The organism is Desulfitobacterium chlororespirans DSM 11544 (assembly GCF_900143285.1).
Lineage (GTDB): Bacteria > Bacillota > Desulfitobacteriia > Desulfitobacteriales > Desulfitobacteriaceae > Desulfitobacterium > Desulfitobacterium chlororespirans.
Map to the genome: position 1 here is coordinate 65,878 of NZ_FRDN01000004.1, position 26,894 is coordinate 92,771.

A 26,894-nucleotide genomic window follows, 5' to 3' on the forward strand; every position below is an offset into this window, starting at 1 on the left:
CCAAGGAGATCACAAAAAAATGGACGCAGCCATCAAGAGACTGGCCCATGGCCTACAGCCAGATGATGATCTTCTTTGCAGACAGGCTTACATCGTAAGGTCTTGAGGGCGCTGCCCTCAAACTCCCGAGGTTTATCCGCTTGGAGCTTACCGATGAACAAAAAACGGCGGAAGACATCTCCACCGTTCATCGTATAAGCTGCGACAGGCGTTGGGTCGCTCCTCAGCGTGGCCCTATTTATGCCGCAATAATAGTATTGTCAATTATCTGGATGATTATTCCATTTACACTAAAATAGATTCACACCCGACGGCCCCAGCCGATAATCAATATACGAACATCTATGAATAACTTAACCTATTCCAGAGCTTTAATTACACTTTAAAATTCTCTGGTACTTCTGTTTCAAAGCCTAGCAATTGATTAGAAAAGGGATGCCTGAGTTCCAGTTTATGCGCATGCAACCCTAATCGCTTCAAGGGATTGGTTTTAGCAGCATATTTAGTATCGCCCACGACAGAATGCCCTAATCCTTTCATGTGCACGCGGGTTTGATTCTTGAGGCCTGTTTCCAGTTGAATATTCAACAGAGAATAGTCTGGGGTTTTATTAATCACCTGATAATTGGTGATGGCTTCCAAACCGTCCTCCACCTTGGGGCTGGAATACACAAGCAGCATCTTCATATAAAATTGCAGCACCGCTAGGCTCGGTCACCACAAATGCTGTATCCGCCATCGTTTTATTTTTCTTATTTTCCACTCTGTTCTAAATCAATTCCCAACCTGTAATTGGACAAGACTGGCAAAGCTGCAAATATAGTTTTTCTTCTACCTAAAAGAAAAGACGTGAAAGTCTCCTCTCACGTTGAAACATTTTTATCTCTTTTCCCGCTTGTCATTTCTCTTTGTAAATTGGAAATTTTCCGGCTAAAGGGTTTCTTCTCAAGGGTGAGTAATCTGTATATATTCTATTGAATATAATATTTTCAAATCGAATCCGCCAATTGCCGTGCCTGCGCTTTGTCGGTTGCCATCCCGACATAATCCAATCCATAAAGCTTGGCAAATCGCCTTATCGTATATTCGCCTGCGTCCAGCATCCATTTTTCCGGTGCAGCTCCTTGGAACAAGAGCAGCAGCTTTCTTCCTTTTAGTTCGCCTTGACTCACAGGACCATAAAAACGATCAAGCAGCGTTCTCACCGTTCCGGCCAGATTATGCCAATAGACCGGAGAGCCAATCACAATGATCTTTGCTTCCTTCATCTTTTCGAGAATCTCAGCAAACTGATCCCCCGGCAAGTCCTGCCCATAGACATTGATCCTATAATGACTCAAATTTAAAGTCTCGTACTCCTTACCCTTTAGAAGACAATCTGCCAAAGCCGCTGTGTTACCCTTTTCGTTAGGACTTCCGTTAATAAAAAGTATTTTCATTGGCTCCTCCATTCTTTTTCATTCCATTTGTTTTTTCCAGAATGCAACTGCATCATTAACCCACCCCTCGGCATTCGTACCGATACCGAGGCCGAATCCATGGCTCAGACCATCATAGGCATGAAATTCAGTTGGTATCCCATAATCCGCTAATGTTTGCAGTCTGCGCTGCATCGTCCTCCAGCTTGCAATCCCGTCATTGGTACCGACACATGCATAAGTCGGTGCATCCTGCTTTGAAACGGCCGTGTATCCGGTATATTGCATGATGACCGCCGCTGCCTGCGGAATATCCGGTCTTCCAAAATAGCGCATGGCATCACGGTTCCCGAGGGTGGCAGCCATTCTCGCTCCTGCAGAGCCGCCCCATAAGGAGTACCCCTCCGGGTCTACCTCAAGCTCGTCTGCATGATCATAAATATAAGCAATCCCCCGTGCCAAATCAGCATAGGCATCATCCGGTCTATAAATAAGTGCAAATGCATGATATCCCATCTCGCTGACTTCAAGGGCATGAGGAAAGCTGTCGTGCATTGCCCCGACATACATAAACCCACCGCCTGCGTTCATCATCGCAAACTTTGCACCAGGCTCACCTCTGAAGAAAAACAGACCAGTATCTTTTTTCGAGGAATCCTCCTGCATTTCTTTCTCTGAATAAATCGGGAAGAAAATCTGGTTTCCTTCTTCCGCATCCTTCTTTAAGCGGTTGATAATCTTCACGGTTGTATCGGCCTTAATTTCTGAATACCATACATACACATTGCTGCTGCTGATATCAGTAAGTGTCATATCTGTGCTTATAGTTCTGTCAACTGGAAAAAGCAGTCTTCCGAAATCCACAAAAGCAGGATCATTGATTATTTCTGAAACGGTGGTGCCTGCTGTAACAGGAGCATAGTTTCCATCTGATGCAATGTTGGTTGCATCTATCAAAGCATCACCGTTTACTGAAAAAAATCCAGTGAGCCTACCCACTCTTTCACCTCTGATTCATCTGCTCCACTTGGGAAGCGCTTTCCTTCCAGCCACTCGCCGGTCCCTGCCATGGCAGCAAGCTTTGTTCCGCTTTCTCCAAGCGGCAAAGAGGATGAAGTACAGAATGGAATCACCGTTTTGCCTGTAAAATCATTATTCTTTACAAAATCATCCACAACCCATGCTGCGTCACCCCACCATATGGGATATCCGATGAAGATCACTTCGTAAGAATCAAAGTCCTTAACCGCCGTGGAAATAAGTTCCACGCGACGGTTTTCATCTTCATGTTCCTGATTTACTCTGCTGTTCTCATCTCTCCAGACAAGATCGGCATCCGTATATTCATCAACTGGCGTAATCACAAATATATCTGCCCCAGATGCCTCCGCTACACTATTCGCAACACGCTCTGTATTGCCGGAAGCCGAATAGTACGTCACTAAAACCTTAGGCACATCTCCTGTGGCATCCTCCGGCTCATTGGTTGTCTGAGAATCTGTCTCTTTTGGCATGCCGCCTGTTCCGTTATCGGCAATATTGCCGCAGGCAGTAAGGCCAACAATAATCATTACACTCAACAGCATGGAAAGTGTTTTCTTCATAGTCTGTCACTCCTTTGCGTTACAGCTTTTTCCCAAAGAAATCTACCAGCTTGTCTACTGCTTGTTTCACGTATTCCGGCTTCCAGTAGGTTTCAATATGGGCAGCACCCGGAATCAGGAACAATTCCTTATCATTTGTACCTGTTGCCGCGGAAAACACGCCCTCCGTCATATAGAAGGTATCAGCCGCACTTCCGGCAATCATCAGGAGCGGCTGGTTAATCAAGTCCGCATTATTCCTTGCGTCAAAGCTCATAAGATCAAGAAAGCTGCTGACGGTGTAACGGAATGTAGACTGCGGATGACGATAATTTACACCATAATAGTAATAGCCATCCCGATAGAGGCCTGCCGGGAGCTTCTTTGCCTCCTCTTCCGGCATATCACACATATCCGGCGTATAAAGCACTTCTCCACCATCCTTCTCCCGCTGACGTGCCTTGGAAGCCTGGGCAAGCCTTTTCTGAATCGTGGCAGTTTGTCCGTCAAGGAACCCGTTTCTTCTCACGATGCCGGAATTGAACATAGAAAGCGTTGCAACTGCCTTAAAACGCTTGTCTGTCTGCACTGCCTTGATGGTATATCCACCACCGCCGCAGATACCAAGGATACCTACTCTGACAGCATCCACACCGGGAAAATGGGCGATAATGTCTGCTGCCCGATGAATATCCTCCACACGGTTTGCAGGCTTGTCAGTATTGCGGGGCATTCCTTCACTTCCGCCTTGATAGGCGGCATCCATTGCCATGGTAATATAGCCGTTTTCAGCAAGCTTCTGCGCATAATTGCCTGCAACCTGTTCTTTCACACCGCCATTCGGATGGGCAACCACAAGCGCAGGATACTTATTATTCTCATCATACCCTGACGGGGTATATATATTTGCCGCAATTGCCAGTCCGTTCAGATGATACGAGATCGGATGGATAGTTACCTGTCCGTCCTTGTTTTCAGTAATCGCTCCATCATACACCAAACCATATAGGTTGCCATTATGAGTATTTTCTTCCTTTATCTGTTCGATTGTTTTTAATTCAAAAAAGCCCATTTTGGTAATCTCCCTTTTTAGTTTTGTTTTCCTATTGCTTGCTTCATTGCCACATGTCCTCATACATATCTCACCAGGTTTGTCAATCTCTCTACCGCTGCCGGGTCTCTGTGGCTGAAGAAAGAGCTGGTATTTGTATCAAGGGCTGCAATCTTCTGCATATCCTCAACCATCAGTTCAAAGTCAAACACATCAAAATTCTGTTGCATCCGTTCTATTTTCGTGCTTTTGGGAATACAGACGATTCCTCTCTGGAGCAGCCAGCGCAACACAACCTGTGCCACGCTTTTCTGATATTTTTCTCCGATACTCTTTAAGACTTCATTACCGAACAGGTTTCCCCTGCCCTCGGCAAACGGTGCCCAACCTTCCATCTGTACATGCTTCGTCAACATGAACTGTCTTGCTTCCTCCTGCTGAAAGAAGACATTCGCTTCTACCTGGTTTACTGCCGGGGTTACTTCATTGAATGCAATCAGATCCGCAAGTCTGTCAGGATAAAAGCTGCATACGCCAATCGCCCGAATCTTGCCCTCTTTGTAAAGTTCTGTCATGGCTCGCCATGCACCATAATAATCATTGAACGGTTGATGAATCAGATACAAGTCGATATAGTCAAGCTGCAGCTGAGCAAGAGACTTCTGAAACCCTTTCTTTGCTCCTTCATAGCTCGTATCTGTGAGCCAAAGCTTTGTCGTGATAAAAAGATCTTCTCTCGGAATGCCACACCTTTTGATCGCCCTTCCTACAGCCTCTTCATTACCATACGAGGCCGCTGTGTCAATACTTCTATATCCAACGCTCATTGCATCTATGACTGCCTGCTCACACTCTGCGGGGTCAGTGATCTGATACATTCCAAAGCCAAGAATCGGCATCTTCACGCCGTTATTCAGTGTTACATATTCCATGGGATATCCTCCTTAAAACCGATTGTTTATCTTGCTCTTTTCGAGTACAATTAAATTATAAAGTCGGTAGCAACTACCGAGTCAATGTTTCTTTTAAAAAATTTGCAAAGAAATTTGGAGGATTTTTATGTATACAATAAAGCAGGTCTGTGAACAGACCGGTATGTCATATGAAACACTGAAATATTATTGCAACGAAGGACTGGTCCCGAATGTCAAACGTGGTCCCAACAATTACAGGATGTTTGATGACCATGATGTCAAATGGATCAGCAGTCTATCGTGTCTCAAGAACTGTGGCATGGGAATTGCAGAAATGAAAGCATACCTTGCCCTCTGTTTAAAAGGCGAGTCGTCAATTCCTGAGCGAAAAATCGTATTAGAGAAGCATCGCAAAGACTTGGAGCTTAAAATGCAGGAACTGCAGGCCGCTATTGATTATATAGATTGGAAACAGAATTTTTATGACGATGTCCTTTCAGGGAAGACCAAATACTATAGTAATTTAATCAATGTTGATGGAGAGGAATAAAAAACTCCGACCCATCCTTGAAAGTGACCGGACATCCGTTTTCTTTTATGAATTTTCTGCATATCGGTTCTAAGGCAGTCTCCTTCAGAGCTGTAGCAAAGAAAACCGTGTGATGGATAGGGGCACGCAGCTTGGGAAAAATGGTCCGCGAGGACCTGGACCGGACTTAGGCCTGTAGCTAGATGTTATTGAATAAACTCATCTGCAGAAAATCATTGCTGCACAGTTCCGCCGCACTCACTCCTAAATGTCTCAACAGCCGCCCCTGCGGTTTCCTCCGTTAAAATCCGGCTGCTTTGAAAATGACGAAGCCTGCTTCGCGATTTTTAAAAACGGCGATTTTCAACATCCCTTCCGACAGCTCCTCCACAATATCCCGCCAGTGGCTGACCGGCTCCTGCCGGGCCTGGCCCCCGTTTCATTTTACAGGGTGTCATAGATGGTGGTGCCGTAGGTGTACATGACATGAAACTGAAAAAGGGGGCTATGCAAAGCATACCCCTCCTTTTTGTCTTAGAATGAACCCTCAATGATGTAACGCTGAATCCAGTCTTTATAAGTCCTTTAAAATCTTCCCGAAAAGCAAAGCATCATAGTATTCACCATCAATAAAATAGTGGTCTTTTAGTCGTCCCTCCAGCTCATATCCGTTCTTTTCCAGGATCCGGGCAGAACCAATATTGGCATCCACTACACCGGCCTGGAGTTTGTGAAGCTTATGTGTTGTCAAGGCAAAATCAGTCATGAGGACAAGGCTCTCAGTGCCATAACCTTTGCCCCAATATTCTTTATGCAGGACATAACCTATTTCAGCATGGTTCGCTTTGGCGTTAAAGTTAAACATCATCGCCGTCCCAATCACTGCCTGGGTTGATTTTAGGACAATGGAGGCATAGAGATGAGTGCCTGCCTCCTCCCGTTTGATCATGGTTGCAATGTGCTCACGGGTTTCAGCCAAGGTATGCATTAAATTCCAGCCGATAAAACGCGCAACCTCCTCATCTCCCGCATAATTATGTATCTCCTGAGTGTCATTTATGCTCAGTACTTTAAAGCAGATATCTTTACCTGCCAATGAATGAAATAAATTGGTGTTCATCTTTTCTCTCCCTATCTATTGCAGTGACCTGCGTTATTAGCCCTTCAGCATTTTATTTTGACAGTAATTTATCCAAATAGATGGATTTAAACTGTTTACTGGCCAGCATCTGCTTTAAAGGCGGTAATTTAAGAATAACGCCAAGTACTGCCGCCATCGCCCGATGATTGGCAAATGCCTGGTTATCAAAGATCAGATTTTGGAGGGTTCCTTTTTCGATGGCTTGCAGGACAAAGCGATGGGTACTGTTCACCGGCGTAATGACCTGAACCTCTCTGCGCACTAATTCAATGACCTTTTTGGGGCAGCTTCGCACACATATCCCACACCCAAGACAGACCTCATGATCTACCTGAGCTACCTTCTTACCCTCTGAGTTGGTTGACATGGAAATTGCCAAGACCGGGCATACCTTTTCACATTTGCCACAGCCTATGCATTCCTGGGCAATCTTCGGCAGATAATTTGTCGTAGCCACCGGCTGCATGGGGCTGAATTTTCTTGCTGCCTGCAAGGCTTCACAACAGCACCCGCAGCAATTGCAGATAAAGGCCGGGTCCTCGCGGACATTTTCGCCCATTTGCACCAGATTGGCTGCATAAGAGCGCTCTAAGACATCCATGGCCTCTTGCTTATCAATCAACCTGGCATGCTGCCCATGTTCGGCAAGAGAGCGGGCAACATTGCCAAGGGTCAGGCAAACATCCCAGGGGGCATTGATGGCGCAGGATTGACCTGTATGGTGCATCTTATGCCGGCAATAACACGTTCCCAGGCCGATATGTGTTGCTTCCTCAATAATATGGCTGGCTCTTTCATAATCCAGAATATGAATGGTGTTATTATTGGTCAAAACCGGCTCTTGAACATACACCCGCCCCAGACGCGTCTCCGTTGCGAAAAACAAGTCCTTGACAAAATCTTCTTCCACATTCATATACTGATAATACAATTCACTTAAGTATTTCTGATCAATGTCGCCTCTTGTCCGCATCAAGGCAAATTCAATAAACCCTGCCATAGGCGGTGGCATGACAAATTGACGGACCCCGTTATAAAATGAATCCACAAGCAGCGCCTTCTGGCAAAGATTCTCTAAAAGGGCTTCTGCTTTTCCTTCGCTGATCTGCCAGATTTTCGCTGCTTTTTTGGCCGTAAAGGGACGAACCGGCAAGAGGGCCACCCATTTGGCTTCAGGTTCTGTATAGAGAACCTGCAAAATTTTATACAGGCTTTCCGAGGGCGGAGCCCCTTGTGTAAACCAGTTGATTCTCTCTTCTAAATTCTTATAGGCATCTTTACTTGTAATATGTCCCATCAATTCACCTTCCTAATGTCAAAAAGCGCATGCAAGGTTTTTATCCTACACATGCGCCTGCTTCATTCTGTCTCAAGCTTCTGTTCCTCAAGTCGCACATAATCAACAGGTGCTGCCAAGCCTTTTATTTCCACCTATACCCATTATAGCGTATCTGGATGGAATTACAAGCACGCCCGCTAATGACGGGGATTTTTGTATTTTCAAAGGCCTCAGACTTCTGACTTCTTTTTCACCATCAGCACCAAAGATTGGTTCCTTACCAAAGAGTGGCTCCTTATCAAAGCGGGCTTCCTTATTAAAGAAGGTTTCTTTAGACTTAGCCGTAAGTCCTCCCAATTGGCATGATAAACCAGATCGAAAAGCAGACTGCCCAATACTATCGCTGCCAAGACATCTAAAATGACATGCTGTTTGACAAAGAGAGTCGATAAAATAATCAGAACCGCATTGGCGTAGACCAGAGACGTATTCAGATAATTTTTGCCTTGGCACTTATTGATTCCTTTAACCATTAAAAAGGTCGATAGAACATGAATACTTGGAAAGGCGTTATAAGGCTGATCCTGACTATAAATCAGCGCAACCAGTTTCGTCAGAACATCATAGCCAACGAGCTCCGGTCTGGGAACATGGGTTTGGAAAACAAAATAAGTCCCGTAACACACCAGCAAGCCAAGGTTAAAAGCCAACAAGGTCCGGTAGTAGACCTTTTTATCCTTGAGGCAAAAATAAACCAGGGTTCCGAAAATGAAAAAATACCAAATGATATAAGGCACAATAAACCCTTTTAAAAAAGGAATGGTTTGATCTAAGTCTGTCACCAGGCTATACGTTCCGCGATCAGCATTATTGAGCAAAGCATAAAAAATATTCAAAATAGGAATGGACAACATGTAACTAAGAGGCCTGAGGTTTTTAATGATAGTTTGCATCTCTTTTAACTTCCTTTTCACTTAGTCATAGACTTTCTTTCTATGCAGAGGTACGCAAACTGTAAAAACGCTTTTCCAAAAAATATGCTTGATCAAGCTTCACTGTAACCCTGCTAACTGCATTATAGGTCTTAGTTCTTAAAAATACGCTAAAGAATTCTTAGGAATTCATTAAATTTTTATTGAATAAAGCTAAACTACTCATTTTAAACTATGAAGCTTTAACTTGATTTGCCTTTCAAAAAATCGATATATTCGGTTCCCCACTCCTGAATCGCATTTAAAACCGGCTGAAACCGCTCTCCCAGCTCGCTGAGAGAATACTCGACCTTGGGCGGTATTTGATCATAGACAGTGCGGATAATCAGACCATTATCACTCATCATCCGCAGCTGTTTGGTCAGGGTAGCCTGGGTTAGACTGGGGAGCGCTCTTTGCAGTTCATTAAAGCGCATCGTCTTAAGACTCAAATGATACATGATCAGCAACGTCCATTTCCCTGTAAGCAATTTTTGCGCCGTCACATAGGGACAAATTCCATATAAATCTTTTTCCATAGATCCTCCTTAGTATCCTATTAGATACTTACTATACTAAATAATCGTACTTGAACTAACTATCCCGTCATGATTCAATAATAATGATCAGGGGATTATCCGTCAATCCCTAAGAAACGGAGGATGCAGCCATGCAGGAAGTCTATGAATTTTTGAAACAGTGCGGAACCTATTACCTGGCCACTCAAGATGGGGATCAGCCCCGGGTCCGCCCTTTCGGCACCGTCACTATTTTTGAAGACAAGCTCTATATTCAAACCGGCAAGGTCAAGGATGTGTACAAACAATTAAAGGCCAGCCCTAAAATCGAAATCTGCGGGGTGTTGGAGGGCGGCAAATGGATTCGTGTGGCAGCGGTCGCTGTTGAGGATGACCGCCTGGAAGCCAAGCAGCATCTGCTGGATGCTTACCCATCCCTGCAGGGAAGGTATAAAGCCGATGACGGTAACACTATCGTATTCTACCTGAAAGATGCCACAGCTACTTTTTCCTCTTTTACAGAGGCTCCTAGAGTGATCACGTTTTAGTCGTGTTTTAGCCTTGTTTTAACCTTGTCTTAGTCTTCTATAGTCAAGCAAACCATCAACAAACGGCGGCCGGTTCGCAGTCCGGTCCACCGTTTGTTTTGCTATATTAAGGGAAGATTCCAGTAGTTTTAATAATCCTGAATTCAATTAAAAACCTCCAGTGTCTTGGTTGCCATGCGTTGTCCATAGAGCCGGAAGGTGTCTTTGCTTTCTTCCAGATGGTCCTTCAAGGCGACCGGCCCCAAATGAATCACAGGCTTCCCATACGAGCCACCGCCGGAATAAGTAAGCATCCCATATACCAGCATATGGTCGAGAATCAAGCGAATGCCAAGCTCACCACCCCCATGTATGTAATCGGCAGTAGCGAAAGCCCCGCCAATTTTTCCGGGCAGATTATATTTTTTGCAAGGGCCTTCCAGCCAACTTTTGATAGTTCCGCATACACTGGCCATATAGGTCGGGGAACCCAGGATGATGCATTTGCTTTCCTTTGCCCACGCTTCATCAATGGCTTCAATGGGAAATGCTTTGGCTTCAACCCCCTCCACTGTTTGAATACCTTCAACAATCACTTCGGCCATCTGTTTGGTATTTCCTGTCTTGGAATGATATAACACCGTCATTTTCATTGGTGTCCCTCCCTGTATCACATTGTTATTTTTTTCTCATAAAACTTTTCTTAATACATTCTACTCTTTCTTTACTTCACAAGCAATCACACCATTAAGGAAGGATTCCGGCTGCAAAGAGGGGGCCGCGAAATGTGATATTGATGAGAATCCTGGCCATTTCCTCCGGTGATTCCTGCCGTCCCCTGTCCAGCCACTCCTGAATCACGCCAAAATGGGCGGAAGCGATATAGGAAGCCAGGTACTCACCGGGCACCAGAAACTTCTCCTTTTTGACTAAGGTGAGGCAATTTTTTTCGAAAATATTGCTCCACATTAATTTCTTCATCTTAGATTGCAAAGCATAATTTCCTTTGGTCGCCATAATGGCTTGCATTAAGGCAGCATTGTCATCGACATACTGGAACAATCTTACAACCACGGCAGCGGGTATGCGGGCATCAGCAAAATCCGCTGTGGAAAGCGCGGTAATCTTCAGGACGATCCTTTCGATATCCTTGATCACTTCTTCCAGGGTCTGATCCAGCAGATCAAATTTATCCCTATAGTGGAGGTAAAAAGTCCCCCGATTAATATTCGCTTTTGCCGTAATATCCTTAACCGATAGTGCCTCAAAACCCTTTGCTTCGATTAGGGCCACTAAGGCGGCACGAATGGCTTCTTTAGTACGGATAATGCGCCGATCTTCCGTTGGATTCATAGCCTGATTTCCCCTTTCCTGAAATATCCCTTACTCAAAATATCTCCTACTCAAAATATTCTTACTTAAAATGTCTTTGCTTAAATTAATAAATGAACATATTAAAGCCCAGTGTTCACTAACCGTCATTATGCTTGATTTTGTTTATTGAAGACTCATTTTGATTTGATTATAATCGAATCAGGAAAATAATCAACTCACTGTCCAATAACTAATGCTGAATTCAGGAGGACAGAAATGGAGCAACCGCATTGCATTGTTTTGCGTAAGGTCAATAAATTCTTTGGCAAAAAGCATGTCCTTAAAGAGATCGACCTGGAAATTCCCTATGGCCATATCTACGGCTTGCTGGGCCCTTCCGGCTGCGGCAAAACCACGATCGTGAAAATAATTGCCGGGATACTGGAAGCTACTTCCGGTGAAACTTATGTTCTCGGTGAAAGAATGCCCCAGCTGAGCTTAATGAACAAGGTGGGGTATATGGCTCAGTCCGATGCTCTCTATGGTACCTTGACTGCAGCAGAAAATCTGCAGTTTTTTGGAGCAATATACGGCATGAGCAAGGGAGAGATCAAGAAACGGACGGTGGAAGTCATGGAGTTGGTCAATCTTACCGAACACCTCCACAAACCGGTCCAGGCCTTTTCCGGCGGGATGAAACGGCGGCTTTCCCTGGCTATGGCGGTTATGCACAACCCGCCGGTACTGGTTTTGGATGAACCTACGGTAGGGATCGACCCACTTTTAAGGCGAACGATCTGGGCGGAATTAAACACCTTGGCCAGGCAAGGGATTACGATCCTGGTCACAACCCATGTCATGGATGAAGCGGATAAGTGCCACAGCCTGGCGATGATGCGGGATGGGCGCCTGATCGCTAAGGGCACCTCCCGGGAGCTGCAGGAAAGGATCGGTGTCAACGACATCGAAGAAGCTTTCATCTATTATGGAGGACAACAAGATGAGAGTTAGAGCTTTAACCTTCCGGATCTTAAATCAACTGCGCCATGATCGGCGCACCCTGGCTTTGATGCTGGTGGCCCCTATTTTTCTCCTCACCCTGGTTTATTTTATTCTGGGGGACACCGTTCCCCTGGTGAAGGTAGCCGTTATCAATGCCCCGGCGGGATTTGAGGATAAACTTGAGGAACACAATGTCCGAGGCTTGCGCTACAGCGAGAGCGAAGCCCGCCGGGCCCTGGAGCAGGGAGAGATCATCGCCAGCATTGACATAAGCGGCGGAAAATCCGCCATCGACGTGGACGGCAGCAACCCCACCAAGGCTAAAGCCGCTCTGGCCGCTTTGGAGCAGGCCAAGAATTCTGCTCTGTCTTCCAGGCCGGATCTTAAGTCAGAAGTCAATTATGTTTACGGTCAGGAGGATTTGCCAACCTTCGATAATTTCGGGGCCACCTTAATCGGTTTTATTATTTTCTTCTTTGTTTTTTTGGTATCGGGAATTTCCTTCTTGCAGGAGCGCACTTCGGGAACTTTGGAAAAACTCCTGTCCACCCCGGTCCGGCGCTGGGAGATCGTAGTGGGTTATGTTCTGGGCTTTGGCCTCTTTACAGTTCTGCAATCCTTCCTGATCTCCTGGTACTGTGTCTATGTGCTCAAGGTCATGATGATCGGTTCCTTTGCTTTGATCCTGCTCATTACCCTACTCACCGCCATGATCGCCCTGACTTTGGGGATTCTGGCTTCCACTCTGGCTAATAATGAGTTTCAGATGATTCAATTTATCCCCTTGATCATCGTCCCTCAGATTTTCTTCTCCGGTTTGTTTGATCTGCCCGCCGGGATGGAGGTCGTCGGCTACGCTATGCCCCTCTATTATATAGCCCATGCTCTGACCGAAGTGATGATCAAAGGCGGCGGCTTTGCCGTCATCGCCTGGGATTTAGGGATTATCCTGGCTTGCTCTGTACTGTTCATGATGGTGAATACCCTGCTTCTGAAGAAGTATCGAAGGATCTGAAAGAGAGGGTACGGATGCCCGGGTCACGTAGCTTTACGCACAACGCGTACTCCATAGCTCCGGAGCTGGTTCACTCGCTTTCTTAACTGTTACGCCAAACCCCGCTGCTTTCTGCATGTCAACCAGTGGCTTCACAATGTTAAGAAAGCCTCGTTCACCCGACCGCCCCTCCGCTAAATCCGTCCGCTTTTGTACGCAAAGCTACGCTTTTAGGTTTTTTTAGCTTCTCTTGGATCTTTTACAAGCTTTTTCTGGGGTCATCCCCAGCGGCTTTCCCAAGGTAGCCGACCATGCCGCAAGCGGCGTCGGCAAAGCTGAAAAAACTGCTTGGGTCAGACGACTTCCCCCGCATTTCTCACATCGCTCCGCTCAAACCAAAAAAACAACCCAGAGATTTTGCTTTACGAAAGGGAGCGAATTTAAGCGAGCGGAAACAAAACTTCGCGAAAAGCACGCAGCGGAGTCGGGTTGGAAACAGGACGTTTCCAACCGGCCATTGAGAACAAGTGCGAAAGCAGTGCTTTCGAGGAGCGATTTGGCCACGAAACCCGGGCGAGGGTTTCGCCCAAGCCGCCACACCACAGAGACTACTTAACGGCGCAGGTGCACCCGACGTAGCGGAGAACTTGAGCGCTAGTTTTGTCCGCGCAGCTTATGGAGCGACCGCTGTAAAGCAAAATCCTGGAGACTACTCCATCGGCCCTTTCCAAACGTTCTTTTCCAAGGCAAATACTCCACAAACTTAATCTAACTGAGGAGGAAACTGGGTTATGCAAAAAAGACCCATAAACTTCGGCTTCTTATTCATAGGCCTGCTTGGATTCATCTTAACCGCATCCGGCTGTTCTTCCCCATCCGGCCTGGTCTTGACCGGCATCGCGGAGACGAGCATCTACGCCCATTACAGCGAAGTATCCGGGAAAATCAGTCAACTGAATGTAGAGCTTGGCCAGGCAGTCAAAGCCGGTGACATTCTGGCGGTGCTGGATGACAGCAATGAGCGGTATGCTCTGGAGCAATTGGAGCAAGCCCTGGCCAAAAAACAGGCGGTTTTGGCTGAATTGACGGCAGGAGCGGACCCTGAGGAAGTGAAGCAGCGCCAGAATAACGTCGCTTTAGCGGAAATAGCCTCTGCCAATGCTCAGCTGACCCAAGGCCGGACCAAAAAGGATTATGAAGATGCTCAGGTTCTGCAGGAAGCCGGCGCTATGGCTCAGTCCGAACTGGATAAAATCAAATACCAGGCGGATTTAGCCGAAGCTGCGGTATCCACGGCCGCCATCCAATTGGATAATGCCCGCCGGCAATTAGCCTTAATCCAGAAAGGCACCTCCCAGGAAAAAATAGACGCGGCTCAGGCCGATCTGGCTTTGACGGAAGTGCAAATCCGCCAGACCAAAGATAATTTAAGCAAATATACCCTGCACGCTCTTCAGGACGGAACGGTGATCAGCAGGAATTATCTGCCCGGAAATATGATCTCTCCCGGATTTAATCTCGTCGATATCGCTTCCGAAACAGAGAAACACCTGGTAGCTTATCTGCCCAAGGAATCTCTGCCGAAAATAAGCCACGGACAAACGGTCGCCATCCGCTGGGGAGAGAAGGAATATGAAGGAACCGTCAGCTTTATCGATGTGAAGGCCCAGTATACCCCCAAAGACATGCAGACCTCTGCCAATAAGAATAAGGAAAGCATGAAGATCAAAGTTAACCTGACTCCCGAAATCCCCTTAAAAATTGGCGAAAAAGCGGAGATCATCATTCCCCAGTGATTAAACTTCGCTGAAAGTGCCCTAAAGAAAAACCGGCTTCGCAGCGCCTTAAACCCATGCTCACAAATGAGGCGAAGTCCGCAGGTTGCACTTATACTTTTTGACAATGTAAAAAGAGGAAGACCCGCCCTTAAACAGAGCAGGTCTTCCTCTTTTGCTATCAGATTATATAGTATCCTACACCATAGTATCCTGCACCGCACTGCTCAGACCCGCAAGGCAAGCCCGGGAAGGTCTTAGTTCACGGTACTGAGGTCTACCCTAATCGGGTTCATGGTCCACTCCCCGGCATCGACCCCTTCCGGCAGCCCTTCATAGACAAGCGGGGTTTCCTTTCCGTTTGCATCGAATGCCATACCGCCGCCCTGGCTATGAACCAGCTTCAAGGTCGGTGTGATCAACAGGGTTTTCGCCTTAGGATCAAGACGTTTAAAGGTGATGATATTTTCCATCTCCGTGGTTTGATCACCGACTTTGCCCTGCCCCCCATTTCCTTCATACTCATAGACATTGCCCAAATCATCCTTAATTTCCCAATCCATCTGCACTGCATGGGAGAGATTATTAGGGACTATTTCAGAGTAGTAGAGAAGGGTATTGATAGGGGTTAGGGAGAGGCGATTTAGACTGATGGCCACATTCTGAGCCTGAGTCTGATTGTCATCAATCTTGACCACGGTATAATCCAGAGCATTTAAGGATACGCTGAAGTTCAGCTTGCAATCTGTCTTTGGATAGTCTCCTGTTTCTGTGCTTTCCTCCATATTCGTCATCCCGGAAATCCTCCAGCGGAAGGAAATCGCCTCCCGGACTTCCTCCTCACTGAAAAAGGTATAGTTGCTTTGCCCCACATAGACGCCAGGGCTGACCCGTTTTAATTGGGCGCTGCCAGTGGAAGCCTGGGCAAAATCGACCTCGACCCTGCTGTTCAAATAAGGTCTTTCCCCAAAATCCTTTTCCGTCTTGATGGTATAGGTGAAGGATAAGGTTCTGCCGTCGTAAATCCCTTGATTCAAGGTCACTTCAATGCCATTATCCGCCTTGACCATATTGATGTCCAAGGCTTTTTCCGTATATAAATCATAAACTCCCGTACGTCCGTCATCTAAAAACCGGAAAATATCACCGATGACAGGGACTTCCCTGGCATAAGCGGGAAAGACCAGGCCAAACCCGGAGAGTCCAACGGTCATGACCAGAGCGGCGGCAACAGCCACCATCGCCTTGCTTTTGCTCCGTTTCTTCAGCCCGCCCGGCTGACCGCTTGCGGCGATACCTTCTCTCACCCTTTGTTTAACTCTCGACTTTTCCAACTCATCCACCTCCGCCTCTGCAAACTCATTTAAATCAATGTCTATCTCATTAAAAAAATCGTAAAGATCCTTCATCCTCAATATCCCCCTTCTCCCAAGCTCAAGACACCGTTTACCAGTTGTTTTTTGCTCCTGTAGATACGATTATCCACAGCTGATTTGGTCAATCCCAGTTTTCTGGAGATCTCTTCCGAGGGCATCCCCCAAAAGAATTTCATGATGAATATATTGCGATCTGTAGCAGAGAAAGAGTTCAGCAGTTTATTCATTTCCTTGGCATTCTCCATAAAAAGCACCTGCTCTTCCGCCGATTCTTGAGGCGGAAACAGGTCAATTCCTTCACGATCGGAAGCAGGAACTTCCAGGTTTTTTCTTTCCCGGCGGTAAAAATCTATGGCTTTGTATTTAGCGATAGCGCAAAGCCACTTGCGAAACTCCTCTTCTCCTTCTCCCTTGAACTTTTGGGCATGATGCCAAACAGCAAGAAACACATCACTGATGCATTCCTCCGTCAGTTCCCGGCTGCCGATAGGAAGCAGGACTTGACGGACAATCCCCTTCACTAAAGGGAAGTATTCATCCATAATGAATTCCAGAGCATCTTCATCTCTATTTTTCAAGCGCCCTATGTAATTGTCCTTGGTCTTCATGGTTTCCCTCTTTTCCTTGTAAGAGCTCTTACACTCTATACAACGAAGTTAAAAGCAACTTTTCGCATAATTTCTTAAAATAATTTTCTTAAATAATTTGCTGTTATCCGGCTCTATCATACCAGCAATCAAACAAAGCAAAAAGACCAGCCATCAAAAGGTGCAAAAAAACAGCGTCTTTAAGATTCAATTGAATTCAATCGAAACCTAAAGACGCCCTTTAACGCTACATAATGCTACTTAACACTTTAAACACTCTTTAAAATCCTTGCAGCCCTCTCCCCGATTTTCTATATCCTGAACTTCCTGACCGCACGCTGCAGCTCCTCCGCCATTTTAGCCAGTTCCTCACTGGATGCCGCTACTTCCTCTATGGATGCGGACTGTTCTTCGGTGGCAGCTGAAACGGTCTGCGTCTGACCGGATGCTTCCTTGCTGACGCGGTCGATATCCCGTACCGAATCCACAATTTGCTGACTTCCGGAAGCCATCTGCTGAATTGCTGCGGAGATTTCCCTGACCTGAGTGGAAACGTCGCCGATCAGGCCGACAATCTCGGCAAAGGCCTCTCCGGCAGTGTTGACCACTTCCGAGCCGATCTTCACTTCATGGGTACCCTCATTCATAGCCTTCACAGCACTAAGGGTCTCCTTCTGGATCTCTGCAATCAGATCGGCAATCTGCTTAGCCGCTTCCTGGGATTGCTCGGCCAGCTTGCGTACTTCCTCGGCAACGACAGCGAACCCTCTGCCCTGCTCACCGGCACGAGCCGCCTCGATCGCCGCATTGAGGGCCAGCAGATTGGTTTGGGCGGCAATTCCGGAGATAGCATCCACAATCTGACCGATTTCTTTCGATCGCTCCCCTAATTGGGTAACGACCTGGGCCGTGCCTGCTACCGTTTTTTCGATGTTTTTCATCTGACTCACAGCCGCGTTTACCGCCTTGTCTCCTTGACCGGCCGCATTGGCTGTCAGCTCGGCAGATCTTGAGACACTGTTGGTCGTAGCTGCAACCTGTTGAATGCCGGCCGACATCTCTTCCACAATCGACGCCGCATCATCAACGGCTGCTTCCTGTCTGGCCGCTCCTGCCGCTACTTCGGTAATGGTTGCGGCAATCGAATTGGTAGCCGAGGCGGACTGCTCGGCACTGGCTGTCAGTTCCTCTGACGAAGCGGCTACTTGCTCCGCTGTGTGGGTTATGTTTTCAATTAAAAGCCGCAAATTTTCCGTCATAGCATTGATCCCCGCAGCCAGCCGGCCCACCTCATCTTCAGAATCTATCGCCATTTTTTCCACGGTCAGGTTCCCCTGGGCGATTTCCCGAACGGTGCCTTCCACTTGAATCAGGGGATTAGCAATCAGCCTGGCGATGAACCGGCCGATACCTAAAGCCAAGACTATGGCAGCCAACGTTATGCCCACCATAATTTTAGTGGTCATGGCTGCCGTTGCCTTGCTTTTTATCTCTTCCTCATCGGCAAGCTGGGCGTTATAATCGGCAAGATCCTTTAAAAGATCATTCACAGCATCAACCTGGCTTGCCGCATTGGCAGAAAAATACCTAAACGCCTCATCCTGGTTTCCCGCTGTTGCCATATCGATGGCTTTATTCCTTTCCGTACGGTAGATCTGCAGGATATCCATCAGCTTCGTGAACTGTTCCCGCTCATGGGCATCCATATCTGCTTTGCTGTAATCAGCAAGAAGAGTATCCACTTCCGCGACCCGCTCCTCCATCTCCTGCAGAATCTCCTGCTGCTTGATTTGATCCTGAGCCATAAATACTTCAAGGGTCAGAGCCTCTACCGCTCTGGTTTGTCCCCGGGCCCCATTCACCCATTTGACGGGGAGCAGATTATTCTGGTACATATTTTCCACCGAAGCGGCCAGGTTATGGGCGGAATAGATCCCCACCAAGCCGACAAGGCCGAGAAATACAGCCATGAACATTGTCAAGCTATTCAGTTTTGTGGCCGTTTTCAAATTGCGAAATTTTTGCATTGTTGCAGCTCCCTTTTGTTTCTGTCCGGCACCTCACTAAGCACCTACAGTATCTTAATGAATTCCCCCACCAGATCCGGATCAAATTGGGTCCCTGAATGCCATAGCAACTCCTGAATAGCCGCTTTTTTGGATAAGGCCTTGCGATAGCTCCGGTTGTTTGTCATGGCATCATAAGCATCAGCCAAGCCAATCACCCGGGAGTACAGCGGAATCTCCTTCCCCTGAAGCTGCCGGGGATAGCCCTGTCCGTCCCAGCGCTCGTGATGATAAAGCACATACTCCGCCACTTTTTCCATTCCTTTGACCGAACTGAGGATTTGGGACCCTATTTCCGAGTGGCGTTGTATCTCCCTATATTCCTCTTCAGTCAGCTTGCCGGCTTTTTCAAGAATAGCTCTGCTGATAGCTATCTTGCCCAGATCATGAAAGAGTCCCGCCATACTGAGTTCCCTGAGAGCCATTTCCCTTAAGCCTAATTGCCTGCCCATGCTTTCACAAAGCCGGGAAACCCGGTAGCCGTGCTGGGCAATGACGCTTGCCGAGAGCTTCAGGTTAAGCTTCTCCAGAGCACAGTCTTTGGAGTCCGGCGAAGTTTTGTCCTTATTGGAACTTGTGTTGACAGTTGTGATCACAGTTTCCTCTTCCACGGTTCCCTCTTCCCTCTCCATCACCTTAATCATTAAAGTCAACGAGAAGAATAGTTTTGCTTCATGTCGCTTCCAGACAAAATATGTCGTTAATCTTCATATAAGAATCATATTATAATGTTATTTGGAAGAATGAAACAATCTTTCCCCAGATGTCATAACCATGGCTATGACATCTGAACATCTTTTTAAGACAAATATCTATAAATCTTTATAATGAAAAAGAAGGAAATAAAGAAGGTATATGCATGAACACATCCATTGATTTTGCCCATTGCCTGAAATACCTGCTTTCTGCACTGGGAGTAAGTATCAACAGGCTCTCCAAAGCCCTTAATGTGGATGGCTCCCTTGTTAACCGATGGGTAAATGGGAAAAGGATTCCATCGTATGACTCCAATTACATAGAAGCAATCACCCAGTTTTTATCAGCAAACATAAAAAACTCTTTGCAAATTCAGCTTATCAATGAGCTATTTGAAAGGGTTTTTGGTGTTGATGCCGAAACGGACTGCAACGAAGTAAAGATTAAAAAAGTGCTTTTTGAAGCTCAGGGCATTTCCCTGAACAATCATAAACTGCACACTAAGGAAGCCAAGAAATTGCTTAAATACAAAAAATCGATAGCGAATCCGCCTTTTTATAATGAAGTGGTCAGTATGTCCCATGACGACAAGATTATTTCCGGAACCCCTAATGTGGCCGCAGCCTTCAGGCATCTTTTAGGCCTGGCACTTCAAACCCATAAGAGAAGAAAAGTAATATACATCACTTATTTCAATGATGTATTTTTTTATATGTCCGGCGAAGATGATCTACGGCAATTCCAAACCATGCTGGTGGATTTAATGGCTCAGGGCTGCGAGATCCACTACCTGCTGCGAATCACCCATGACCTGCAGCGGATGATGGATTTGCTCAATTTTTTCAAACCACTCCTTGGCACAAATCAACTTTATCTCTACTATTTGAAAAGCTACGATTCCTTGACCCTCGGCAAGGATTATTTTATCGTGCCGGAAACCGGGGTTCTCTCTTGTTTTGTCGCTCAGTCCGATAAATCCTGCGCCCTGTATCTCCGCAACCCTCTGGCCATTTCCTTTTATGAAGAGTATTGGCTGGGGCTTACCCAGTCTTCCGCAACCCCTTTGCTTAATCACTATCCGGCAGACAAAGATGAACGTTTCCGCAACTCTCTGCTGGAAAGTGAAGAGGCCATCGGCAATCGCTTTCTTTTTAAGAATAGCTTCAGCATCTTTACTCTTCCCCTCCAGCTCTATAAAAAACTGTTGCAGAAAAGGAACCCATCCAGCCAAGAAATGGCTTCAGCCCTGGCTTTCCACCAAAAATGCCTGGAAGCTTTCCAGACCAATATCAAAATCTACGAATACAAGGATATCTACACTATGGACAGCCTCAATTATCTCGTAAAAAACCGCCAATTCTACCTCTGTGATCCCGTTGGACTCTATGCGGTAGATCTGGAAAGGGAAGAATTGATCGATTTCCTGCAGCACCTCATTACCCTTCTAAAGACCTATGATCATTACTCAATGGCTTTTGTCCGAAAGCACGCGCTCCTTCCCGGGCTGGAGAAAAATGTATCTTGCGTGCTTAAAGAAAGGCATACCCTCATCGTCGAGATCCTGGGACCGGCCAATACTGAGCCGGTGCGTTTTTCTATTAACGAACCCATGGTTCTCAACAGCGCAGAAGCGTCTTTCCAAATACTCTGGCAGCAAATCGCTCCCGTGATGAAAAAAAAAGCGGAGGTTATCGCCTGGCTTCAACAGGAAACCGATTTGCTCAAATCCGCCTTCTGCCTGAATCCCGATTCGCAGTAATCCGGCTGTTCCGCATTCAACCTTCTTTTTAACCATTTTTTACCTTATTTTTAACTGTCTTTTAACACAGGCATAAAACCATGTTAACAATCTCCTGTTATAGTAAAAGCGGTAAATCATTATTGAAAAGGAGGACACTATGGTTTTAGTGGATTATCACATGCATTCCCTGAACTCCACGGATGCCCATGACGGGATTTTCGCCCTCTGCGCTAAAGCCGTCGCCCGGGGCTTGCAGGAAATCGCCATCACCGATCACTTCGAACCCTCTGCGGGCAATGAAGAGTATTTGGAGTATGATGCCCGGAAGTATTTTGCCGAGATTTCCGAAGCCCGCCAGCACTTCGAGGGGAAACTCCGCATCAAGAGCGGAGTGGAGTTAGGCCAGCCCCATCGTTTTGCCAAGTATTCACTGCAGCTCATCGAAGAGTATCCTTATGATTATGTGCTCGGCTCCGCCCACCGTATGCCGGACAATGTGGATTTCAGCGAAGTGCGCTACACACCGGAAAACCTGACCGCCTATTGTGCAATCTACCTGAAAGAACTCAAAGCCTTAGCCCAATGGGGCCACTATGATTGTCTCGGACATCTGGATCTGGTCAAGCGCTATGCGGCCAATTACCGGCTGCGGGCCAACCTTATAAATGATCGGGAGCAATTGGCGGAAATTCTCAAGATCGTCATTGACAAAGGCAAAGGCATCGAAGTAAACACCTCCGGGCTCCGTCAAGCGTCTCGGGAATGCTTGCCGGATTTGGATATTATCCGCCTCTACAAGGAGCTGGGCGGGGAAATCATTACCGTGGGTTCGGATGCCCACTGGGCTGAAGATGTGGGCGAAGGCATTCAAGACGGCCTGGAACGGCTGCAAAAGGCCGGCTTTAAGTACGTGGCCGTCTATACCAACCACCAACCGGCCATGATCAAAATCGCGAATAAATCAACCTACTTGATCAGGGGAGGTTTGTCGGCATGAACTTATGGTTAACCTGAAAAAAACCCGCTCAACTTTCGTCGAGCCGGGTTTTTTCTATTAATCTAATCTTATCTGACTTTGAGCTTATCTTATCTGAACCAATCTGTTATGCTCTTCTCCGCAGCCTTATTTCGACCACACACCGGGCTGCACAAACCAGCGCAATTGAGCCGTTAAGGGAGACTCCTCATTAAATTTATACCCTGCGATGGCTCCTTTTTTAAAAGGCAGGGGGGTAGCAGCCAGTTTCACGCTCCAGTCCGACAGATAGGGCTGATGACCCACGATGATTAAGCAATCGGCTTGCTTTTGCGGCAGCCACTCTTCGAGCAAAGCCATGAGATCGCCCCCTGTGGCCAGGAGCTCGACCTTTTCCACCTCCGATACATTCAGCTTCTTAGCGATGATCTGAGCCGTCTGCCAAGCTCTTTCCAGCGGACTCGTCCAAATACAAATCTTTTTCTTCCCGTCCAGCAAATGATCGATACCAAAGGCTACCCGTTTGAGCTTCTTCTGCCCCTCTTTTGTTAAGGTGCGTTCCGCATCATTCTCCATATTCTCTTCAGCTTGTCCATGGCGCATCAAGATTAATTCCATTGCGAATTCCTCCCGGTATTTGTACTTTTCAGCTATGCTTATTTCATTCCAGTAAGCCCCTGCATTTCAACATCGGCAGTCACGGGATGAAAACTCCCCTCCAGTCTTTCCTGCAGCCTTGCTTTTTCCCTGGTGCTTTGAGCTACCGCTCGTTCACAGAGGGCATCCTGGCTTTTGACTGATTTTTTCCGCCGTTTATCCACCTTTTTATAGATACCTTTGGCGTTTAATATGCGGGCCTTTACCGTATCCTGCCAGGCTATGTCCAGTATGGCCTTTACTTCTTCCTTGGTCTCCGGATTTTCGACAGGAAAGAGCAGCTCAACCCGGCGATCCAGGTTTCTTGGCATCCAGTCGGCACTGGATAAATACACCAGCTCTTCTCCGCCATGATAGAAATAAAAGATACGGCTGTGCTCCAGAAATCTTCCCACAATACTGCGGACGGAAATAGTCTCGCTGATTCCCGGCAGACCGGGCCGGAGGCAGCAGATTCCCCGCACAATCAGCTTGATTTCCACACCCTGGCTGGAAGCATGATATAAAGCGAGAATGATTTGCTTATCAAGCAGAGAATTAACCTTGACGACGATGACCGCCTTCATTCCCTTTTGGGCGTTATGTGCTTCATCCTCAATAAGCTGGAGGAATTTCTCTCTCATCCCATGGGGAGCCAGAGTAAATTTATTCAGGTTAACAGGCTGGGAGAGCCCGGAAAGCATATTGAACAAAGCCGAGGCATCGGCCCCGAACTGGGGGTTCACGGTCATCAGCCCGATATCCGTATAGATTTTAGCCGTCACATCATTATAATTGCCCGTGCCCATGTGAACATAGCGCTTGATGCCATCTTCCTCCCGGCGCACAATCAGGAGGACCTTACAATGGGTTTTCAGCCCCACTAAACCATAGATGACATGGCAGCCGGCCTCTTCCAGATGCTTGGCCCAATGAATGTTTTTCTCCTCGTCAAAGCGGGCCTTAAGTTCCACAAGAACCGTAACCTGTTTGCCAAGCTCTGCCGCCTGAGCCAGGGCGGCGATAATCGGCGAATTACCGCTGACGCGGTAAAGGGTTTGTTTAATAGCCAGGACCTGAGGATCTCTGGCTGCCCTTTTCACTAACTCGACCACCGGCTGGAAGGATTGGTAGGGGTGATGAAGCAGAATATCCTGCTCCTGAATGGCCTTGAAGATATCCTTTTCCCTGATCAGTTCCGGGACATCCTGAGGTTGAAAAGGGAGATAGCGTAAATGCTCACATCCCTTAAGCTTAATGAAGTCCGAGAGAAACGTCAGATCAATGGGTCCCCGTATTTCATAAATTTTGTCCTGCGTTATTTCCAATTCTTCCTTAAGGATGGCCAGAAGATCTTTATGAAACCCTTTGCCCACCTCCAGGCGGATCACCGAACCCCATTTGCGCTGACGTATGGATAATTCAATGGCTTCTAATAAATCTTCCGCCCCCTCTTCGTCGAAATCCAGGTCGGCATTGCGGGTAATGCGGAAAAAACCTGTGGCTGCCAGCTTATGCCCTTGAAAAAGATCCGGCAATTTTAAGGTGATCAGATCCTCCAACATTATAAATTCCCTGTCTTTGGTCGCCGAGGGAACTTCCACAAAGCGGGGCAGGACTTTCGGAACTTGAACCGTGGCGAAAAGATGGGTCTCCGCTCCTTTAATCAATAAGGCAATATACAGCTCTCTGCTGCGTAATAAAGGAAAAGGCCGGCCCTGATCCACCACCAGGGGGGTGAGCACCGGAAAAACTCTATGCAGGTAATAATCCTTCACAAATTTCTTTTGGTCCTTGGTTAAAGATTTAGGGTTGACAATATTGATGTTTTCCTTCCTGAGTTTTTTAAGCAGAGAGTTCCTGTAACACCGGTACTGATCTTCTATTATCCCATGGGCACGCGCCACAACTTGAGCCATACATTCCTGAGGAAGCAAGCCGGAGGGATCACGTTTGTCCAGACCAGCCAGGATTTGGTCGCCTAAGGATGCGACTCTCACCGCAAAAAACTCATCCAGATTGGAGCTGACAATGGAAAGGAAATTAAACCGTTCAAACAGTGGATTGGCGGTATCCTGAGCCCCCTCCAAAACACGCTGATTAAACTCCAGCCAGCTTAATTCACGATTGATAAAATTCCCCGTGCTGTCGTAGATAGTTTTCATCATAAGCTTAATCCTTTTCGTTTCACTATGACTTGCATCCCCGTGACTTCCTCAAAAAGGGAACTGCAGTTCTGAAAGGTCCATTCTTCCAAAAAGGGGTCCTGCCAGGAATACATGGTGAAAATCAATTGTTCTCCCTTCCGATGAACCTCCACCTTCTCCACTTTGTTTTTATGGGAAACATCCAGGGCTTCAGCCAGCTTCAGAAGGGCCGCCAGCTTCGATACGACAATTTTATCCCTATCCATTAGCCCTTCATAATTTTCGTCCTGATGACTGGGGGATTCCTGAGTGTTATAGCGTACAATATTGGCAATCAAGATCAGGTCCCGGGCAGACAGCCCCATAATATTGCGGTGCCTGATGATCCGATAGGCATGCTCCTGGGGATCTGTAAAGCTGATAAAATAGCCCACAGCATGGAGTATGGCCGCAACCTGCAGATACAGCCTTTCCTGACTGCCCAGCCCGTGGATCTTCCCGGTCTGATCAAACAGGGAAAGGGCGAGTTTTTCAACTTGCTCTGCATGCCGTCTGTCTGCTCCAAAACGATTGGCAATATACCAGACAGAGCTGATTATATCATTCAAGGAATCCTTGCTTTGCGGACTCTCAACCAGTGCATCGGCCAAATCATAGATGAGACCGTTCTTCAGGGAGATATCCGGGACATAAATCTGCCGGGCATGGGTCAGCTTCAAAAAACAATGCAAGGTGATGACCGTGGGCAGAAAGGTATCCGCCTGGTTCTTGGCCAGGCCGTAGGTCCGGGTTATTTGATCGTCGGTCATGATTAAGAGCTTTTCATAGAGCTTCGTAAAGTCTTCAACCTCAATGCGCTGGTCTTCTCCGCATAGATTGGCCACGGTACGGACTTCATTGCCGATCATGATAAAGTTGGTAAACTTGATGTCCTGAAGGAATCTTTTTAACAATGAGGTCTTGCTGTCGATGAATTCTTCCATCACAGCGGGAAAATTGATGCTTTTCGCTTCTAAATCGGCCAGAGTTTCCCTTAAGCGCAAGGAGCCTATTTTTAAATACTCGGTAAAAATAAGCGCCCCGTTCTCATAAATTGAGGTTTCCACACCGCCTGCCGCCAAATTGACGATCAGGGAGGTGTGCTCAGCCAGCAAAGGCCCGGGCAGGCAGCTGCGCAGAGCCCGATACATAAAGAACCGCTCTTGGGCACTGTTGATGATCTCAACCTCTATTTTGGTTTTTAGTCGAATCAGCTCCAGCACATACTCCCGATTTTCCGCTTCGCGAATTCCGCTGGTGCCGACAGCATGGTAATCCTTGACCCGGTAATCCTTCAGCAATTGGCTGAAACCCTTCAGAATTTCACAGGTTTCCTGAATCGTTTTGCGATCGATTCTGCCCATGGTGAATGTATCCCGGCCGATGGAGGTCGGCTGGATAACATCTTCGAGGATCTTGACCTGCCCCCCAGGGTTGAGTTCAGCGATGATCATTTGTATGTAGTTCGATCCCACATCAATAGCAGCAATAAGCGGAATCTTCAGCTCCATTTTTTTCTCCCCATATAAGCAAACTTCGACACAGAATAAAAAGAATTGCAAAATCTTGCGTTAATATGGTAATTATAGCATAATCTTTTAAGAATATTTTTTC

At 46.9% G+C, this 26,894-nt stretch carries 26 protein-coding genes and 1 pseudogene; 8 read left to right on the forward strand and 19 right to left on the reverse strand.

The window, feature by feature from the left end:
* Positions 1-375 precede the first annotated feature (375 nt).
* The 6 genes from BUA14_RS03210 to BUA14_RS03235 all read right to left on the reverse strand — a co-directional run bounded on the left by BUA14_RS03210 (position 376) and on the right by BUA14_RS03235 (position 4,984).
* A complete protein-coding gene (locus tag BUA14_RS03210) occupies positions 376-642 on the reverse strand; it encodes an RluA family pseudouridine synthase (protein WP_242954533.1) in 267 nt (88 codons plus the stop codon).
* Between the two features lie 347 nt (positions 643-989).
* The gene (locus tag BUA14_RS03215) at positions 990-1,439 is read right to left on the reverse strand and encodes a flavodoxin family protein (protein ID WP_072771255.1); all 450 of its coding nucleotides are present in this window, start codon (positions 1,437-1,439) and stop codon (positions 990-992) included.
* An 18-nt stretch (positions 1,440-1,457) separates the two neighbouring features.
* Entirely contained in the window at positions 1,458-2,417 is a 960-nt protein-coding gene (locus BUA14_RS03220) for an alpha/beta hydrolase (protein WP_242954534.1), read from the reverse strand.
* A complete protein-coding gene (locus tag BUA14_RS03225) occupies positions 2,387-3,022 on the reverse strand; it encodes a flavodoxin (protein WP_072771256.1) in 636 nt (211 codons plus the stop codon). The genes BUA14_RS03220 and BUA14_RS03225 overlap by 31 nt, the downstream gene beginning before the upstream one ends.
* Positions 3,023-3,041: 19 nt before the next feature.
* The gene (locus BUA14_RS03230) at positions 3,042-4,073 is read right to left on the reverse strand and encodes an alpha/beta hydrolase (RefSeq protein ID WP_143153418.1); all 1,032 of its coding nucleotides are present in this window, start codon (positions 4,071-4,073) and stop codon (positions 3,042-3,044) included.
* Between the two features lie 59 nt (positions 4,074-4,132).
* Entirely contained in the window at positions 4,133-4,984 is an 852-nt protein-coding gene (locus tag BUA14_RS03235; RefSeq protein ID WP_072771258.1) for an aldo/keto reductase, read from the reverse strand.
* Between the two features lie 127 nt (positions 4,985-5,111).
* Between BUA14_RS03235 and BUA14_RS03240 the strand changes: the two genes are divergently transcribed.
* Positions 5,112-5,516: a MerR family transcriptional regulator gene (locus BUA14_RS03240; RefSeq protein ID WP_072771259.1), complete on the forward strand. Its 405-nt coding sequence runs from the start codon at positions 5,112-5,114 to the stop codon at positions 5,514-5,516.
* 553 nt (positions 5,517-6,069) lie between these two features.
* Here BUA14_RS03240 and BUA14_RS03245 read toward each other — a convergent pair.
* From BUA14_RS03245 to BUA14_RS03260, 4 genes are all read right to left on the reverse strand, one after another.
* Positions 6,070-6,615: a GNAT family N-acetyltransferase gene (locus BUA14_RS03245; protein ID WP_072771260.1), complete on the reverse strand. Its 546-nt coding sequence runs from the start codon at positions 6,613-6,615 to the stop codon at positions 6,070-6,072.
* A 52-nt stretch (positions 6,616-6,667) separates the two neighbouring features.
* A complete protein-coding gene (locus BUA14_RS03250; RefSeq protein WP_072771261.1) occupies positions 6,668-7,933 on the reverse strand; it encodes a 4Fe-4S dicluster domain-containing protein in 1,266 nt (421 codons plus the stop codon).
* A gap of 212 nt (positions 7,934-8,145) precedes the next feature.
* Positions 8,146-8,868 carry a phosphatase PAP2 family protein gene (locus BUA14_RS03255; RefSeq protein ID WP_178371615.1) on the reverse strand — a complete coding sequence of 241 codons (723 nt, stop codon included), beginning with the start codon at positions 8,866-8,868 and terminating at the stop codon, positions 8,146-8,148.
* A gap of 221 nt (positions 8,869-9,089) precedes the next feature.
* Positions 9,090-9,425 (reverse strand): winged helix-turn-helix transcriptional regulator, encoded by a 336-nt coding sequence (locus tag BUA14_RS03260; protein ID WP_072771263.1) that lies wholly within the window; start codon positions 9,423-9,425, stop codon positions 9,090-9,092.
* A 131-nt stretch (positions 9,426-9,556) separates the two neighbouring features.
* Here BUA14_RS03260 and BUA14_RS03265 point away from each other — a divergent pair, with 131 nt between their 5' ends.
* Entirely contained in the window at positions 9,557-9,952 is a 396-nt protein-coding gene (locus tag BUA14_RS03265; protein ID WP_072771264.1) for a pyridoxamine 5'-phosphate oxidase family protein, read from the forward strand.
* Between the two features lie 143 nt (positions 9,953-10,095).
* Here the strand turns inward: BUA14_RS03265 and BUA14_RS03270 are convergent, their stop codons facing one another.
* Positions 10,096-10,584 (reverse strand): flavodoxin family protein, encoded by a 489-nt coding sequence (locus BUA14_RS03270; protein WP_072771265.1) that lies wholly within the window; start codon positions 10,582-10,584, stop codon positions 10,096-10,098.
* Positions 10,585-10,678: 94 nt separating this feature from the next.
* Positions 10,679-11,284: a TetR/AcrR family transcriptional regulator gene (locus tag BUA14_RS03275; RefSeq protein ID WP_072771266.1), complete on the reverse strand. Its 606-nt coding sequence runs from the start codon at positions 11,282-11,284 to the stop codon at positions 10,679-10,681.
* A gap of 237 nt (positions 11,285-11,521) precedes the next feature.
* Between BUA14_RS03275 and BUA14_RS03280 the strand changes: the two genes are divergently transcribed.
* From BUA14_RS03280 to BUA14_RS03295, 4 genes and pseudogenes are all read left to right on the forward strand, one after another.
* The gene (locus BUA14_RS03280) at positions 11,522-12,256 is read left to right on the forward strand and encodes an ABC transporter ATP-binding protein (RefSeq protein ID WP_072771267.1); all 735 of its coding nucleotides are present in this window, start codon (positions 11,522-11,524) and stop codon (positions 12,254-12,256) included.
* Positions 12,246-13,262 carry an ABC transporter permease gene (locus BUA14_RS03285; RefSeq protein WP_072771268.1) on the forward strand — a complete coding sequence of 339 codons (1,017 nt, stop codon included), beginning with the start codon at positions 12,246-12,248 and terminating at the stop codon, positions 13,260-13,262. Before BUA14_RS03280 ends, BUA14_RS03285 begins: the two co-directional genes overlap by 11 nt.
* Before the next feature lie 468 nt (positions 13,263-13,730).
* Positions 13,731-14,008: pseudogene (locus BUA14_RS28940) on the forward strand (hypothetical protein).
* A 24-nt stretch (positions 14,009-14,032) separates the two neighbouring features.
* A complete protein-coding gene (locus BUA14_RS03295) occupies positions 14,033-15,037 on the forward strand; it encodes an HlyD family secretion protein (RefSeq protein WP_072771269.1) in 1,005 nt (334 codons plus the stop codon).
* A 236-nt stretch (positions 15,038-15,273) separates the two neighbouring features.
* Here BUA14_RS03295 and BUA14_RS03300 read toward each other — a convergent pair whose 3' ends face one another.
* From BUA14_RS03300 to BUA14_RS03315, 4 genes are all read right to left on the reverse strand, one after another.
* Complete coding sequence (locus BUA14_RS03300; protein ID WP_072771270.1) at positions 15,274-16,425, reverse strand: DUF4179 domain-containing protein; 1,152 nt, start codon at positions 16,423-16,425, stop codon at positions 15,274-15,276.
* 2 nt (positions 16,426-16,427) lie between these two features.
* Positions 16,428-17,000, reverse strand: a complete 573-nt coding sequence (locus BUA14_RS03305) for a sigma-70 family RNA polymerase sigma factor (RefSeq protein ID WP_072771271.1) — start codon at positions 16,998-17,000, stop codon at positions 16,428-16,430.
* 290 nt (positions 17,001-17,290) lie between these two features.
* Positions 17,291-19,006, reverse strand: coding sequence for a methyl-accepting chemotaxis protein (locus BUA14_RS03310; RefSeq protein ID WP_072771272.1), 1,716 nt, complete (start codon positions 19,004-19,006; stop codon positions 17,291-17,293).
* Positions 19,007-19,050: 44 nt separating this feature from the next.
* Positions 19,051-19,656 carry an HD-GYP domain-containing protein gene (locus tag BUA14_RS03315; RefSeq protein ID WP_242954535.1) on the reverse strand — a complete coding sequence of 202 codons (606 nt, stop codon included), beginning with the start codon at positions 19,654-19,656 and terminating at the stop codon, positions 19,051-19,053.
* 248 nt (positions 19,657-19,904) lie between these two features.
* On the opposite strand from BUA14_RS03315, the gene BUA14_RS03320 reads away from it, so the two are divergent.
* Both BUA14_RS03320 and BUA14_RS03325 read left to right on the forward strand, forming a co-directional pair.
* Entirely contained in the window at positions 19,905-21,500 is a 1,596-nt protein-coding gene (locus tag BUA14_RS03320; protein ID WP_072771273.1) for a helix-turn-helix domain-containing protein, read from the forward strand.
* A gap of 139 nt (positions 21,501-21,639) precedes the next feature.
* Positions 21,640-22,479 (forward strand): histidinol-phosphatase HisJ family protein, encoded by an 840-nt coding sequence (locus BUA14_RS03325; protein WP_072771274.1) that lies wholly within the window; start codon positions 21,640-21,642, stop codon positions 22,477-22,479.
* A 126-nt stretch (positions 22,480-22,605) separates the two neighbouring features.
* Here the strand turns inward: BUA14_RS03325 and sixA are convergent, their stop codons facing one another.
* The 3 genes from sixA to BUA14_RS03340 are packed head-to-tail and all read right to left on the reverse strand — an operon-like array spanning position 22,606 to position 26,791.
* The gene (sixA, locus tag BUA14_RS03330) at positions 22,606-23,076 is read right to left on the reverse strand and encodes a phosphohistidine phosphatase SixA (protein WP_072771275.1); all 471 of its coding nucleotides are present in this window, start codon (positions 23,074-23,076) and stop codon (positions 22,606-22,608) included.
* Between the two features lie 38 nt (positions 23,077-23,114).
* Entirely contained in the window at positions 23,115-25,262 is a 2,148-nt protein-coding gene (locus BUA14_RS03335) for an RNA degradosome polyphosphate kinase (protein ID WP_072771276.1), read from the reverse strand.
* Entirely contained in the window at positions 25,259-26,791 is a 1,533-nt protein-coding gene (locus BUA14_RS03340) for a Ppx/GppA phosphatase family protein (RefSeq protein WP_072771277.1), read from the reverse strand. The genes BUA14_RS03335 and BUA14_RS03340 overlap by 4 nt, the downstream gene beginning before the upstream one ends.
* Between the last annotated feature and the right edge of the window lie 103 nt (positions 26,792-26,894).